The organism is Pandoraea fibrosis, assembly GCF_000807775.2.
In the GTDB taxonomy this organism is placed as follows: Bacteria; Pseudomonadota; Gammaproteobacteria; order Burkholderiales; family Burkholderiaceae; genus Pandoraea; species Pandoraea fibrosis.
In genome coordinates this window covers 4,520,345-4,534,562 of sequence record NZ_CP047385.1, presented here as the reverse complement: position 1 = coordinate 4,534,562, position 14,218 = coordinate 4,520,345, and the positions used below count along the sequence as shown (strand labels likewise).

At 62.0% G+C, this 14,218-nt stretch carries 12 protein-coding genes; 11 read left to right on the top strand and 1 reads right to left on the bottom strand.

From position 1 onward, the window contains the following. Positions 1 to 94 precede the first annotated feature (94 nt). The 6 genes from oxlT (at position 95) to PI93_RS20020 (ending at position 8,151) form a co-directional block, all read left to right on the top strand. Positions 95 to 1,441 carry an oxalate/formate MFS antiporter gene (oxlT, locus tag PI93_RS20045; protein WP_052240439.1) on the top strand — a complete coding sequence of 449 codons (1,347 nt, stop codon included), beginning with the start codon at positions 95 to 97 and terminating at the stop codon, positions 1,439 to 1,441. Positions 1,442 to 1,632: 191 nt separating this feature from the next. After that, positions 1,633 to 3,423, top strand: a complete 1,791-nt coding sequence (gene oxc, locus PI93_RS20040) for an oxalyl-CoA decarboxylase (RefSeq protein WP_201278404.1) — start codon at positions 1,633 to 1,635, stop codon at positions 3,421 to 3,423. Positions 3,424 to 3,448: 25 nt separating this feature from the next. Then, positions 3,449 to 4,699, top strand: a complete 1,251-nt coding sequence (frc, locus tag PI93_RS20035; protein ID WP_039366697.1) for a formyl-CoA transferase — start codon at positions 3,449 to 3,451, stop codon at positions 4,697 to 4,699. 213 nt (positions 4,700 to 4,912) lie between these two features. Continuing rightward, the gene (locus PI93_RS20030; RefSeq protein ID WP_039366693.1) at positions 4,913 to 5,353 is read left to right on the top strand and encodes a PAS domain-containing protein; all 441 of its coding nucleotides are present in this window, start codon (positions 4,913 to 4,915) and stop codon (positions 5,351 to 5,353) included. 654 nt (positions 5,354 to 6,007) lie between these two features. After that, on the top strand, positions 6,008 to 7,255 hold the full coding sequence (frc, locus tag PI93_RS20025; protein WP_039366690.1) for a formyl-CoA transferase: 1,248 nt from the start codon (positions 6,008 to 6,010) through the stop codon (positions 7,253 to 7,255). Positions 7,256 to 7,377: 122 nt separating this feature from the next. Further along, the gene (locus PI93_RS20020) at positions 7,378 to 8,151 is read left to right on the top strand and encodes a fumarylacetoacetate hydrolase family protein (RefSeq protein WP_039366687.1); all 774 of its coding nucleotides are present in this window, start codon (positions 7,378 to 7,380) and stop codon (positions 8,149 to 8,151) included. 132 nt (positions 8,152 to 8,283) lie between these two features. On the opposite strand, the gene PI93_RS20015 is transcribed toward PI93_RS20020, so the two are convergent. Then, the gene (locus tag PI93_RS20015) at positions 8,284 to 9,288 is read right to left on the bottom strand and encodes a LysR family transcriptional regulator (protein ID WP_039366684.1); all 1,005 of its coding nucleotides are present in this window, start codon (positions 9,286 to 9,288) and stop codon (positions 8,284 to 8,286) included. Between the two features lie 252 nt (positions 9,289 to 9,540). On the opposite strand from PI93_RS20015, the gene PI93_RS20010 reads away from it, so the two are divergent. The 5 genes from PI93_RS20010 to PI93_RS19990 all read left to right on the top strand — a co-directional run bounded on the left by PI93_RS20010 (position 9,541) and on the right by PI93_RS19990 (position 13,941). Beyond that, positions 9,541 to 9,915, top strand: coding sequence for an HAD family hydrolase (locus tag PI93_RS20010; protein WP_052240438.1), 375 nt, complete (start codon positions 9,541 to 9,543; stop codon positions 9,913 to 9,915). 42 nt (positions 9,916 to 9,957) lie between these two features. Next, complete coding sequence (locus tag PI93_RS20005; protein WP_159372141.1) at positions 9,958 to 11,088, top strand: Re/Si-specific NAD(P)(+) transhydrogenase subunit alpha; 1,131 nt, start codon at positions 9,958 to 9,960, stop codon at positions 11,086 to 11,088. A 15-nt stretch (positions 11,089 to 11,103) separates the two neighbouring features. After that, positions 11,104 to 11,442, top strand: coding sequence for an NAD(P) transhydrogenase subunit alpha (locus PI93_RS20000; RefSeq protein ID WP_159372142.1), 339 nt, complete (start codon positions 11,104 to 11,106; stop codon positions 11,440 to 11,442). Position 11,443: 1 nt separating this feature from the next. Beyond that, entirely contained in the window at positions 11,444 to 12,883 is a 1,440-nt protein-coding gene (locus PI93_RS19995) for an NAD(P)(+) transhydrogenase (Re/Si-specific) subunit beta (RefSeq protein ID WP_039375081.1), read from the top strand. Between the two features lie 107 nt (positions 12,884 to 12,990). Beyond that, the gene (locus PI93_RS19990; protein WP_039375083.1) at positions 12,991 to 13,941 is read left to right on the top strand and encodes a LysR family transcriptional regulator; all 951 of its coding nucleotides are present in this window, start codon (positions 12,991 to 12,993) and stop codon (positions 13,939 to 13,941) included. Positions 13,942 to 14,218: the final 277 nt, after the last annotated feature.

Sequence of the window (14,218 nt, the reverse complement as noted above, 5' to 3'; positions counted from 1 at the left end):
CGACGAGGCGAAGACCTCGTAAAGCATACCCAGGGGGCATAGACCCCATCCGGAAGGTGTTGTTGTTGTGAAGCTGCCAAACAACTGGAAACCGATGGAGGAGGTACAAGTGGAGACGACAAATCAACACGGCAAACAATCCGTGTTCGCGAGCCCTTGGGTTCAGCTCGTGTTCGGCGTGATTTGCATGGCGATGATCGCCAACTTGCAGTACGGGTGGACGCTGTTCGTCAACCCGATCGATGAAAAGTATCACTGGGGCCGTACCGCCATTCAGGTGGCATTCACGATTTTCGTCGTGACCGAAACCTGGCTGGTGCCGATCGAAGGGTATCTGGTCGACAAGTTCGGCCCGCGCCCGGTGGTGGTCGGGGGTGGTCTGTTGTGCGGTATCGCATGGGTGCTCAATGCCTATGCATCCTCGCTGCCGATGCTGTATTTCGCAGCGGCGGTGGGTGGCGTGGGCGCTGGTGCGGTGTATGGCACTTGCGTGGGTAACGCGCTGAAGTGGTTCCCGGACCGCCGTGGTCTTGCCGCAGGGATTACCGCTGCCGGTTTCGGCGCCGGTTCGGCACTGACCGTGGTACCGATCGCCAACATGATCAAGTCGAGCGGCTACGAGAACACCTTCCTGACCTTCGGGCTGGGACAGGGGATCATCGTGCTGGTGCTGGGTCTGGCGCTCGCCAGTCCGCCCGCATCGATCGAAGCGCTCAAGAAGCTGGCGCCCGGCGCGATGCGCTACAACGCCAAGCCGACGGAAGTCATGCGCTCCCCGGTGTTCTGGCTGATGTATCTGATGTTCGTGCTGATGGCCGCCGGCGGTCTGATGGCAACGGCACAGCTCGGCCCGATTGCCAAGGACTACGGTCTGGATCAGGCACCTGTCTCGCTTCTCGGTCTCACACTGCCCGCACTCACCTTCGCACTGGCTATCGACCGTGTGCTCAACGGGGTGACGCGTCCGGTGTTCGGCTGGATATCGGACAAGATCGGTCGCGAAAACACGATGTTCATCGCCTTTGCGATGGAAGCCGTGGGGATCTACGCACTGGCGAAGTATGGCCAGCATCCGGTGGCCTTCGTGCTGCTGACCGGTCTGGTGTTCTTTGCCTGGGGTGAGATCTACAGCTTGTTCCCGGCGACCTGCGCCGATACGTATGGCTCGAAGTATGCCGCTACCAATGCGGGGATGTTGTACACCGCGAAGGGGACCGCCGCTTTGCTGGTGCCCTTCTCCAGTGTCATCACCTCGATGACCGGTAGCTGGCAGGCCGTGTTCATGGTCGCCTGCGCCATGAATGCCTTCGCTGCCTTCCTTGCCTTGTTCGTCCTCAAGCCGATGCGTGCCCGTCTGGCGCAGCGTTACGCGAGTGATTTCAAGGCGCAATCCAGTGAGCCGGTCGTGAAAGCTGCGGATCTGAGCCGCAGCACCACGTAACGCGCACTGACGATGTGAAGAAGCAGACTGGCTGGCTTGATTAGAGAAATGTTTGACCGGCGTGCAATCCGTGCCCTCGCGGGTGCGGTTGCACGGCCGGGTGAGCAAGTAGAGAAGCAGTACAGGAATACCCACTAATCGTCAGACAAGACGACGCAACACTGAAACCGGAAAATTTGGAGGAGAGAATTATGTCCATTGCGATGACCGTGCCAGTCGGCAAGGCGGAAAACGATACCGCGGGCGACACGCTCAAAGACACCAGCCGACACGCGAACATCGTGTCCGAGGCAGAAACGACGGATGGCTTCCATCTGGTCATCGATGCCCTGAAAGCGAACGACATCGACACCATCTTCGGTCTGGTGGGGATTCCCATCACCGATCTGGCCCGCCTCGCGCAAGCCGAAGGTATGCGTTTCATCGGCTTCCGCCATGAACAACATGCCGGCCACGCGGCCGCCATCGCCGGCTTCATGACGCAGAAGCCCGGCATCTGCCTGACCGTCTCCGCACCTGGCTTCCTGAATGGCCTGACGGCACTTGCCAACGCGACGACCAACTGCTTCCCGATGATCCTGATCAGCGGTTCGAGCGAGCGTGAGATCGTCGACCTGCAGCAAGGCGATTACGAAGAGATGGACCAACTCAATGCGGCCAAGCCGTATTGCAAGGCGGCATATCGTGTGCTGCACGCCGAAGACATCGGCGTTGGCCTGGCCCGCGCGATTCGTGCGGCCGTGTCCGGCCGTCCTGGCGGCGTCTATCTGGATCTGCCGGCCAAGCTGCTCGCGCAGACCATCGACGCACAAAAGGCCAAGGACTCGCTGATTCGCGTGATCGACGCCGCACCGCGTCAGATCCCGGCACCGGATGCCGTCCAGCGCGCGCTCGACGTCATCAAGGGCGCCAAGCGTCCGCTGATTCTGCTGGGCAAGGGCGCGGCTTACGCGCAGGCCGATGCCGACATCCGTGCCCTCATCGAGAAGACCGGCATTCCGTACCTGCCGATGTCGATGGCCAAGGGGCTGCTGCCCGACACGCATGAGCAATCGGCATCGGCCGCGCGCTCGTTCGTGCTGCAAGAGGCCGACGTCGTCGTGCTGATCGGCGCGCGCCTGAACTGGCTGCTCGCACACGGCAAGGGCAAGACGTGGGGCTCGGCACCGAAGAAGTTCGTGCAGATTGACATTTCGCCGACGGAAATCGACAGCAACGTCGCGATTGCCGCGCCGGTCATCGGCGATATCGGTTCGTGCGTGTCGGCACTGCTCGCCGGTGTCGACAGCAAGTTCGGCAAGCCGTCCGCCGAGTGGACTGGCGCCATTGCCGAGCGCAAGAACAAGAACCTGGCCAAGATGGCGGCAACGCTTGCCCAGAATCCGTCGCCGATGAACTTCCACAGCGCACTCGGCGCGATTCGCGATGTGCTCAAGCAGCACCCGGACATCAATCTCGTCAACGAAGGCGCGAACACGCTCGACTACGCCCGCGCCATCATCGACCAGTACCAGCCGCGCAAGCGCTTCGACTCGGGTACGTGGGGCGTGATGGGCATCGGCATGGGCTTTGCCATCGGCGCTGCCGTGACGAGCGGTCAGCCGGTTGTGGCCATCGAAGGCGACAGCGCGTTCGGCTTCAGCGGCATGGAACTCGAAACCATCTGCCGTTACGAGCTGCCGGTCACCACCATCATCTTCAACAACAACGGCGTCTATCGCGGCACCGACGTCAATCCGACGGGCGGCAAGGATGTGGCACCGACCGTGTTCGTGAAGGGCGCGCGCTACGACAAGATGATCGAAGCCTTCGGTGGCATTGGTTACAACGTCACCACGCCGGAAGAACTGACGAACGCGCTCAAGGAAGCTATCGCGGCAGGCAAGCCGGCGCTGATTAACGCCGTCATCGACGAAGCTGCGGGCACCGAAAGCGGCCGTCTGACGAATCTGAATCCGCAAAGCGCGGCGATGAAAAAGTAATCCGAGTCAATCAAGGAGACATGACATGAGCAAACCCCTCGAAGGTATCAAGATCATCGACTTCACGCACGTTCAAGCCGGCCCCGCCTGCACGCAGTTGCTGGCCTGGTTCGGTGCGGACGTCATCAAGGTGGAGCGCCCCGGTTCGGGCGACGTCACGCGTAGCCAACTGCGCGACATCCCCGACGCCGATGCCTTGTACTTCACGATGCTCAACAGCAACAAGCGCTCGCTGACGCTGGACACGAAGACGCCGGAAGGCAAGGAAGTGCTCGAGAAGCTCGTGAAGGAATCGGACGTGCTCGTCGAAAACTTCGCTCCGGGCGCGCTCGACCGCATGGGCTTCACGTGGGAGCGTCTGAACGAACTGAATCCGAAGCTGATCGTGGCATCGGTCAAGGGCTTCTCGGACGGTCACCACTACGACGACCTGAAGGTCTATGAGAACGTGGCGCAGTGCGCCGGCGGTGCGGCTTCGACGACCGGCTTCTGGGACGGTCCCCCGACGGTGTCGGCCGCCGCACTCGGCGACAGCAACACCGGTATGCACCTGGCGATCGGCATTCTGACGGCCCTCATCGGCCGTGGTCAGACGGGCCGCGGTCAGAAGGTCGCCGTCTCGATGCAGGACTCGGTGATCAACCTGTGCCGTGTGAAGCTGCGCGACCAACAGCGTCTGGATCGTGTCGGCTACCTCGAAGAGTATCCGCAGTACCCGCATGGCGAGTTCAGCGACGTGGTGCCGCGTGGCGGCAACGCAGGCGGTGGCGGCCAGCCGGGCTGGGTGCTCAAGTGCAAGGGCTGGGAGACGGACCCGAACGCGTATATCTATTTCACGATTCAGGGACACGCCTGGGAGCCGATCTGCCGCGCGCTGGGCAAGCCGGAATGGATCTCCGATCCGAACTACGCCACGGCACAAGCCCGTCAACCGCACATCTTCGACATCTTCGCGACCATCGAAGAGTGGCTTGCCGACAAGACGAAGTACGAAGCGGTCGACATCCTGCGCAAGTTCGACATTCCTTGCGCACCGGTGCTGTCGATGAAGGAAATCGCGAACGATCCGTCGCTGCGCGCTTCGGGCACGATCGTGGAAGTGCCGCACAAGGAACGTGGTTCGTACCTGACCGTTGGCAGCCCGATCAAGTTCTCGGGCCTGAAGCCGGAAATCACGGGCTCGCCGCTGCTGGGTGAGCACACCGACGAGATTCTGGCCGAGCTGGGTTACAGCAAGGACCAGATCGCGAACCTGCATTCGTCGCGTTCGGTGTAAGTTCGACACACGTACGGTGCGTCGCACGCGCTGAAGCCGCCCCAGGGTGGCGACGGCGTGTGCGAGCGCGAGACGGTGTTCATGGGTGCGGCTCCGCTCGGAGCGAGCACCCATTTTCATTTTCGGGACTGTGTTGTCCTCTAATTGATGTACTTTATTTGCATGTTTGGTAGTCATGCCAGGCGCATTCCCCACAAAAGTCTTGGAGACATCATGAGTGCATCCGTCGACGTCAATCAGTTGGTGCAGGTGGTAGGCGACGCCATCGTGGTCGCCGATCCGCACAACGTCATCACGCTGTGGAATTCCGGCGCAGAAAAGATGTTCGGTTTCTCAGCGGCCGAAGCTGTCGGTCAGCCGCTGGACATCATCATTCCCGAGCGGCTGCGCACGCGTCACAACGAAGGCTATGCCAAGACGATGGAGACCGGGCAGACGAAGTACGGCAGCGATCTGTTGAAAGTGCCTGCCGCGCACAAGGACGGCCGGAGCCTGTCGATCGCGTTCACGGTAGCGCTGCTGCATGGTGCCGACGGCGAAGTGACCGGCATCGTCGCGGTGATCCGCGACGAGACGGCACGCTTCCAGGAGGACCGTCAGTTGCGCAAGCGCCTGGCCGAACTGGAGGCCAAGCTGGCGGCCACGGCAGGCTGATCGCTCGACGGCGTCCTGCCGTCACCTGAACATCGACGAAGCACCGATTCGCGACATCCCCTTGGGGCCGGTGTCGCGAATCGGTGCTTTTTGCATTCTGGTCGGGCGAAGAGGGCGCGGGATCGTTCCGTGGGTATTTTGTATTCAATATATTGAAAGGCAATTTGATGAAACGGCCCTACTGAGGCGCGAATTTCTGGTTCACCTCGCATGCCTGTAAACCCGTAGGCAAGCCGTTCGCCCAGGGCAATGGTGCACTGCATTTTCCCTTTATTCATGAGGGTTTCGGTCATTTTTGAGGCTCCTATGCGGCGCCACAGCAAAAGCCATCGGCAACAAAAAGCCGTTGATAAAATATCGTGTATGAAATACCGTATATCACAACAATCGATCGACGATAGGCATGGCGCCCGAAGATGCGACGGCCATCGTGAGATCCGCGAGACCTGCGCACCGAAACGTTTCGCATACCGATTACATAAACGCCGTCGCATCAGGAGGAGACAAACCATGTTCACCGTCGCCAGCTTCCGGCGCGAAGCCAGCCCCGCGTGTGGCACACACGCACAGCAGACCTCGGCGTGTGCCGCGAGCCAACTTTCGGTGTCTGTCCCAGGCGCGATCGCCCTGGCGGCCTGCTGAACGGAGACGACCATGGGCAAGGCACTTGAAGGTGTGCGCATTCTCGACTTCACGCACGTGCAGTCCGGGCCGACGTGCACGCAGTTGCTGGCTTGGTTCGGCGCCGACGTGATCAAGATCGAACGCGCCGGTCATGGCGATGTCACGCGCGAGCAACTGCGTGACATTCCCGATGCGGACAGCCTCTACTTCACGATGCTCAACAGCAACAAGCGGTCGATCACGCTCGATACGAAGCACCCCGAAGGCAAGGCGGTGCTCGAGCGCATGATTCGCGATTGCGACGTGCTGGTGGAAAACTTCGCGCCCGGCGCGCTCGATCGCATGGGCTTCACGTGGGAGCATATTCACGCGTTGAATCCGCGCATGATCGTGGCGTCGGTCAAGGGTTTCGGGCCGGGGCCGTATCAGGACTGCAAGGTCTACGAAAACGTGGCGCAGTGCGTGGGCGGAGCCGCATCGACGACCGGCTTCGACGATGGTCCGCCGATGGTCACGGGCGCCCAGATCGGTGACTCGGGCACGGGTTTGCATCTGGCGCTGGGCATTGTCACGGCGCTGTATCAGCGCACGATGACGGGGCAGGGGCAGCGCGTGCTGGCCGCCATGCAGGACGGTGTGCTGAACCTGTGCCGGGTGAAGCTGCGTGATCAGCAGCGTCTCGAGCGCGCACGCGTGATGGAAGAGTATCCGCAGTTCCCGAACGGCCAGTTCGGCGATGCGGTGCCGCGTGCCGGCAATGCGTCAGGCGGTGGCCAGCCGGGCTGGATTCTCAAATGCCAGGGCTGGGAGACGGACCCGAACGCCTACATCTACTTCATTACGCAGGCTCCGGTGTGGGGATCGATCTGCAAGGTGATCGGTAAGCCCGAATGGGTCGAGCATCCGGAATACGCCACGCCGCGTGCCCGTCTGCCGCGTCTGCGCGAGATCTTCGACACGATCGAGCAATGGACGATGACGAAGACCAAGTTCGAGGTCATGGCGATTCTCAACGAGTACGACATTCCGTGCGGCCCGATTCTCTCGATGAAGGAAATCGCGGAAGACATGTCGCTGCGCGAGACCGGCACCATCGTCGAAGTCGATCACCCGAAGCGTGGCAAATACCTCACCGTCGGCAACCCGATCAAGCTCTCGGACAGCCCCACGCATGTGGAGCGCTCGCCGCTGCTGGGTGAGCACACCGACGATGTGCTCGCGGAGTTCGGCTACAGCGCGCAACAGATTGCGGCGCTGCGCGAAGTCGGCGCGTTGTAAGCGACGGCGCACGCGCGCAAGTGTCTGCACAAGGCAGATGTGAATGACTTCAAGACATCGTGCCCGGCGTGCGCGCGGCGAAACCTGCCGCACCGCCGGGACGTTACAGGAATGGCAAACGCATGAAGCTCTGGACCCGTTTCAAGACCGCCCATGGCCGCATCGGCTTCGGCCTGCTGCAGGGCGACCACATTCTCGAACATCGCGGCAGTCTCTTCGAGCAGCCGATTGCCACGGGCGCGACGATTGCGCGCGACGCCGTCGATCTGCTGTGCCCCTGCGAGCCCTCGAAAATCGTGGCGCTGTGGAACAACTTTCACGCGCTCGGCGCGAAGCTCGGCAAAGCCGCGCCGTCGCATCCGCTCTTCCTCATCAAGCCTGCGACGTCGCTGTCCGGGCCCGACGCAGTGATTCGTCGTCCGGCGTCGTATGCCGGCAAGATCGTTTTCGAGGGCGAACTGGGCGTGGTGATCGGCAAGCGCGCAAGCCATGTGAGCGAGGAAGCCGCGCGCGATCACATCCTCGGCTATACGTTGGTCAACGACGTCACCGCCGCTGAAATCATCGAGCAGGACGGTAATTTCGCGCAGTGGACGCGCGCCAAGGGCTTCGACACGTTTGGCTGCATCGGCCCGGTGATTGCGCAGGACTTCGACTGGCACGAAGCCGAACTGGTCACGCGACTCGACGGCACGGAGCGTCAGCGCTACCCGCTTGCGGACATGATCTTCAACCCGTGGCAACTCGTCGCGCGTCTCTCGCAGGACATGACCCTGCTGCCGGGCGACGTGATCGCGGTGGGCACCTCGATTGGCGTTGGCTCGATGAAAGAGGGCGCGCTGGTGGAAGTGAGCATCGACGGACTGGGCACGCTCGCCAACCGCATGGGCGGCTAACGAGGCAACCGATTTCACGGTGGTCGGCCGGGGTGGCAATGGCCTGAGTCGATCGCCCTTTTTCATTTGGCCGATGTGGCAACGTTGGCTGCTTTGGCCGATCTGGCCGATTCAGCGGATTCAGCCAGCGGATCAGGTGTCGGTCTGACGCGAGGCATCCGGGCCGATCCCCGGAGCCGCAGGCGATTTTCCGCGGCTTTCGGGCGGCGGCACCGGACTCTTGTAGGCCATCATGCCGTCGATGAGTGCCGCGCCGTCGGTCAGCAGGAATTCCCGGAAGGCTTGCGCGACCGGCGGTAGCCGCTTGCTGCGGCGATGCACGACGTACCAGCTTTGCCACGCCGGAAAGCCCTGCACGTCGAGCACCGTCAACTGACCGGTCTGCAACTCCATGCCGACGGTGTGCGCTGACAGGAAACTGATGCCCATGCCTGCTACGACCGCTTGCTTGATGGTTTCCGTGCTGGCGATTTCCATCGTGATCTTCAGTTGCTGGGTGCGGTGACCGAAGGCGTCTTGCAAGGAATTCCAGGTGTCGGACCCGCGTTCGCGGCTGATGAACGGTTCTTCCGTCAGACGCGAAAACGGAATCTGGCGTTGGCCGGCCAGCGGATGATCGGGTGGCGCCACGATGACATAGGGGTGCGGTGCGAAGGCCTCGTTGATCGTGTCGATCTCGTGGGGCGGTCGCACCATTACGGCCAGATCCGTGAGGTTTTCGGTGAGCTGATGCAATAGCTCCTCGCGGTTATGCACCGTGAGACCCAGCGTCACGCCGGGATGGCGCACGGTGAATGCGGCGAGCAGACGCGGAAAGAAGTAGTCGCCGGCGCTGATGACCGCCACATTGAGCTTGCCGCCCGTAATGCCCTTGAGGTGATCCATCGCCTCTTCGGTTTCGCGAAAGAGCGCGATGATCGCGCGGCTGTAGTGAAGCATTTCGCTGCCCGCCGGGGTCAGGAAGATCTTCTTGCCGAGTTGCTCGAAGAGGGGGAGTCCAGCGTGTGTTTCAAGTTGCTTGACTTGCGTTGAGACGGCCGGTTGGGTGAGGTGCAGTTCTTCGGCGGCGCGTGAAAAACTCAGATGGCGCGCTACCGCTTCGAAGACCTTCAACTGACGGAGCGTGGCGTGTTTCATGCGGCAGGCTTCCAGAGATCGGGATGGACGGTGGAACGATTTCCACTCGCGAAGTGTGGCTCACGAAGTATAAGTAATCGTTGATGGTTTGCATAATTAACTTTAACTGTCTTTTATGGGTTGGGCTGCGTAATCTGCAATGGCAGCCCGCATGAAGGTGATGTGACAAACCAAGCGTCGGTGACATGTCGCGTCAGGCGAGAGCGGGTTTGCGTGTTCTGGAGACGATCACTGTTTTGGGAGAGCGCCATCATGTCTGTCATCGAAACGCACATCAAACCCGCCGCCCTGGCACCGGTTGCCAATGCCCATCTGCACGCGTTCAACAACGCATTCGTCGAGTTGGGGCTGGACTGGTATTGGGATCACCCCACGTACACCCGTCTGTTGCATATGACCGGGAATCAAGATTTGCCGCTGGCGTACCTCGAAGGCGCTTCGGCGCAGGCGTTGCGCATGGCTGAGCTGCTGCTGATCGGGGCCTATCTCGACGGACACCAGCCGCATTTGCTGCGCGCCTACGAGCCGGAATTCCTGTGCGACCTGATTCATTGCACGAAGGTGCGTTGCTTCGAAGCGGCCAATGACGGGCGCTCGATGCAGCCCGCGCGAGCCGCCGTGGCCTGAGTTTCACAACACGACAGGGGCTCAGACCCCGAGACAATAACTATGCATATTGGCATTCCAAAGGAGACGGCCGGCGGCGAATCCCGCGTCGCGGCCACACCGGAAACGGTGAAGAAGCTGGTGAGCGCAGGGCATCGCGTCACCGTGGAGCGTGGCGCCGGCGAGGCCGCGAGCGTACCCGATGCGGCCTATGTCGCGGCGGGCGCGTCGAGCGGTACTGCGGCGCAGGCCCTTGGCGCCGAACTGGTGCTCAAGGTTCGCGCGCCATCGGTCGCAGAAGTCGCCCTGATTCCGCGCGGCAGTGTGGTTGTCGGCATGCTCAATCCGTTCGATGCCGAGAACAATGCTCGCATGGCGGCGGCCGGCATCGTTGGCTTCGCTTTGGAAGCAGCGCCGCGGACCACGCGCGCGCAAAGCATGGATGTGCTGTCCTCGCAGGCCAACATCGCCGGCTACAAGGCCGTGATGCTCGCCGCCAATCTGTATCAACGCTTCATGCCGATGCTCATGACGGCGGCCGGCACGGTCAAGGCCGCGCGTCTGGTCGTGCTGGGCGCGGGCGTGGCAGGCCTTCAGGCCATTGCCACGGCCAAGCGGCTGGGGGCGGTGATCGAAGCGTCGGACGTGCGTCCGGCCGTGCGCGAGCAGATCGAATCGCTCGGCGCCAAGTTCATCGACGTTCCCTTCGAGACCGACGAAGAACGCGAGATCGCCAAGGGTGTGGGCGGCTATGCGCGTCCGATGCCCGCCGCGTGGCTCGCCCGTCAGGCACAACTGGTGCACACCCGCCTCACGCAGGCGGACATCGTGATCTCTACCGCGCTGATTCCGGGTCGTGCCGCACCTACGCTGATCGCTGAGGACACCGTCAAGGCAATGAAGCCCGGCTCGGTCATCATCGATCTGGCCGCCGGACGCGGCGCGAACGGCGGCGGCAACTGCCCGCTGTCGGTGGCCGACGAGGTCGTGAAAGTCCACGGCGTGACGATAGCGGGATACACCAACCTCGCCGGCATGGTCGCCGCCGATGCGTCCGCGCTGTATGCACGCAACGTGCTCGACTTCCTGAAGCTGGTGATCGACAAGGAAGGCAAGCTCGTGATCGATACCAACGACGACATCGTTGCCGCGTGCCTGATGTGCCGCGACGGTGAAGTGCTGCGTGCGGCATAAGGGAGGGGGACGCAAATGGAAATGATCAATCACACGGTGATCAATCTGATCATCTTCGTGCTGGCGGTGTACGTCGGCTACCACGTGGTGTGGAACGTCACGCCGGCATTGCACACGCCGCTCATGGCGGTGACCAATGCGATCTCGGCCATCGTGATCGTGGGCGCCATGCTCGCGGCCGGGCTGACCGAAGGCAACCTCGGCAAGACGATGGGCGTGGTCGCCGTGGCGCTGGCCGCCGTGAACGTGTTCGGGGGCTTCCTCGTGACACAGCGCATGCTCGAGATGTTCAAGAAAAAAGACAAGCCGGCAAAGGCTGCGGCCAATGACGAAGCCGCAAAGGGAGCGCACTGACATGAGCATGAATCTTGTGACGCTGTTGTACCTGGTCGCGTCGATCTGTTTCATTCAGGCGCTCAAGGGCCTGTCGAATCCGCGCATGGCGCGGCGCGGCAACGCGTTCGGCATGATCGGCATGACCATCGCCGCCCTCACGACGCTCGCGTTGATCTTTGAGTTGCGCAAACTCTCGAACGGCAATTTCTCGGGCCTCGGTCTGATTCTCGCGGGCCTCGTGGTCGGTGGCGGCATCGGAGCCTATGTTGCGCGCAAGGTCGAGATGACCAAGATGCCGGAACTAGTCGCGGCCATGCACTCGCTGATCGGTCTGGCAGCGGTGTGTATCGCAGTGGCGGCTGTCGCCGAGCCGGCGGCGTTCGGTATCGTCGCGGCGGGTCAACCGCTGCCGCCGGGCAACCGCATCGAGTTGTTCATCGGTACGTTCGTTGGCGCCATCACGTTCTCGGGTTCGGTCATCGCCTTCGGCAAGCTCTCGGGCAAGTACAAGTTCCGTCTGTTCCAGGGCGCGCCGGTGGTCTTCAAAGGCCAGCACATGGTGAACCTGGCGCTGGCGATTGCGATGCTCGGTTTTGGTGGTGCGTTCTTCGTCTCGCAGAGCTGGACGCCGTTCGTGATCATGACGGCCATCGCCTTCGTGCTCGGCGTGCTCATCATCATCCCGATCGGCGGTGCGGACATGCCGGTCGTGGTGTCGATGCTGAACTCGTACTCCGGCTGGGCCGCCGCAGGGATCGGCTTCTCGCTGAACAACCCGATGCTCATCATCGCGGGCTCGCTGGTCGGCTCGTCGGGCGCGATTCTGTCTTACATCATGTGCAAGGCCATGAATCGCTCGTTCTTCAACGTGATTCTCGGTGGCTTCGGTGCAACGCCCGGCGCAAGTGCCGCCGGCGGCGAACAGCAGCAACGTCCGGTCAAGTCGGGCTCGCCGGATGACGCGGCGTTCCTGATGAGCAACGCCGAATCGCTGGTGATCGTGCCGGGGTACGGTCTGGCCGTGGCGCGTGCACAGCACGCGCTCAAGGAACTGACCGACAAGCTGGTCGAGAAGGGCGTGAGCGTGCGGTACGCGATCCACCCGGTGGCAGGTCGCATGCCGGGGCATATGAACGTGCTGCTCGCCGAAGCCGAAGTGCCCTACGACCAGGTGCTGGAGATGGACGAGATCAACGGCGAATTCGGCCAGACGGACGTGGTGCTGGTGCTTGGCGCGAACGACGTGGTCAATCCCGCTGCGAAGAATGATCCGCAATCGCCGATTGCCGGCATGCCGATTCTCGAGGCTTACAAGGCCAAGACGATCATCGTCAACAAGCGTTCGATGGCAGCGGGCTATGCCGGGCTGGATAACGACCTGTTCTATCTCGACAAGACCATGATGGTGTTCGGCGACGCCAAGAAGGTCGTGGAGGAGATGGTCAAAGCGGCGGCTTGACCCGATCGAAGGACGGGATCGGGGAATCACGGGGCGCGCCGCCCAATGCGGCGCGCCAAAGTCATTGACATGACTCGTTTGCTCACTTTCTGGCAGGGCACAAGCACATGAACGTATCGCTGAGACAACTCAAGGTCTTCATGGTCGTGGCGCGCAGCAAGAACTTCAGCCGCGCGGGCGCCGAGATCGGCCTGACACAACCGGCCATCAGCCGTTGCATCAACGAACTGGAAGGGCAGCTTGGCTTGCGTCTGGTTGACCGCACCACGCGTGAGGTCGCCCTGACCGATGCCGGGGTGACGCTGGCCGGCAATCTCGATCGCGTACTGGACGAACTCGAGATCGCGCTGTTGCAGACCCACGGTGCCGAGGCACGCACGACCGGGCGCGTTCGCATCGGCGCCGCGCCGACGATTTCGGCCACGCTGCTGCCGCGCGTGCTGCTCGCGTCGCAGGCGACGTATCCTGACATTGCACTGGCGCTCGTCGACCAGATGCAGCGTGCGGTGCTCGACAGCGTGCGCGCGGGCGATGTGGATTTCGGCATCGTTGTCGCCCCGCAAGGCGCAGACGATCTGACGACCGAACATCTGATGAGCGAGCCGTTCTGTCTGGTGTGTCGTAGCGATCATCCGCTCGCCACGCAGGCGGCCGTGCACTGGTCGGAACTCTCGGGCGAGAATCTGGTGCTGCTCAATCAGAGTTCGGGCAGCCGCCCGTTGATCGACCGCGCACTCACGACGCAAAAAGTGCAGGGCACGATCACGCAGGAGCTGGGGCATGTCAGCACCATCTTCCGCATGGTGCAGGAAGGGCTCGGGGTGAGCGTGCTCCCGCCGCTGGCGTTGCCGCTGCCGGAGAACTCCACGCTGGCCGTGCGTCCGTTGTTGCCGGCCTTCGAGCGCAACATCGTGCTCGTGCGTCGCAAGAACCGTTCGCTCTCGCCCGTGGCGCACACGGTATGGGAACTGATTCACCGCGTCGTGCGTGAACGCAACAAGGGATTCGCAATGGGCGCCGAGCGCCACCTGGCTGCTGCGGCGGCTTCGGGGGAATGAATCTCTGATTCGAATCAACGACTTGCACCCTGTCATCAAAGACTTTTCCACAGACTTGAACACAAAATCTGTGGATAAATCGGCGGCGCTTGCAGGCCATCTGCCTGCGGGTGCCCCGGTCTGATCCCTTCCGTCAAAAACTCCATACCGATCAATCGCTTGGCGGTTCTCCTCCGATCGTTGTCCACAGCCTTGTGAACAAAAACGGTGGATAACTCGAGCGTCGTCGCATTCGGCGAAGTCAACGCACGCGACAATCGGGACGACGCCATTTGGA

Coding starts and splice junctions, on each gene's coding strand:
- oxlT (WP_052240439.1), top strand. CDS start 95: ATGGAGGAGGTACAAGTGGAGACGACAAATCAACACGGCAAACAATCC.
- oxc (WP_201278404.1), top strand. CDS start 1,633: ATGTCCATTGCGATGACCGTGCCAGTCGGCAAGGCGGAAAACGATACC.
- frc (WP_039366697.1), top strand. CDS start 3,449: ATGAGCAAACCCCTCGAAGGTATCAAGATCATCGACTTCACGCACGTT.
- PI93_RS20030 (WP_039366693.1), top strand. CDS start 4,913: ATGAGTGCATCCGTCGACGTCAATCAGTTGGTGCAGGTGGTAGGCGAC.
- frc (WP_039366690.1), top strand. CDS start 6,008: ATGGGCAAGGCACTTGAAGGTGTGCGCATTCTCGACTTCACGCACGTG.
- PI93_RS20020 (WP_039366687.1), top strand. CDS start 7,378: ATGAAGCTCTGGACCCGTTTCAAGACCGCCCATGGCCGCATCGGCTTC.
- PI93_RS20015 (WP_039366684.1), bottom strand. CDS start 9,288: ATGAAACACGCCACGCTCCGTCAGTTGAAGGTCTTCGAAGCGGTAGCG.
- PI93_RS20010 (WP_052240438.1), top strand. CDS start 9,541: ATGTCTGTCATCGAAACGCACATCAAACCCGCCGCCCTGGCACCGGTT.
- PI93_RS20005 (WP_159372141.1), top strand. CDS start 9,958: ATGCATATTGGCATTCCAAAGGAGACGGCCGGCGGCGAATCCCGCGTC.
- PI93_RS20000 (WP_159372142.1), top strand. CDS start 11,104: ATGGAAATGATCAATCACACGGTGATCAATCTGATCATCTTCGTGCTG.
- PI93_RS19995 (WP_039375081.1), top strand. CDS start 11,444: ATGAGCATGAATCTTGTGACGCTGTTGTACCTGGTCGCGTCGATCTGT.
- PI93_RS19990 (WP_039375083.1), top strand. CDS start 12,991: ATGAACGTATCGCTGAGACAACTCAAGGTCTTCATGGTCGTGGCGCGC.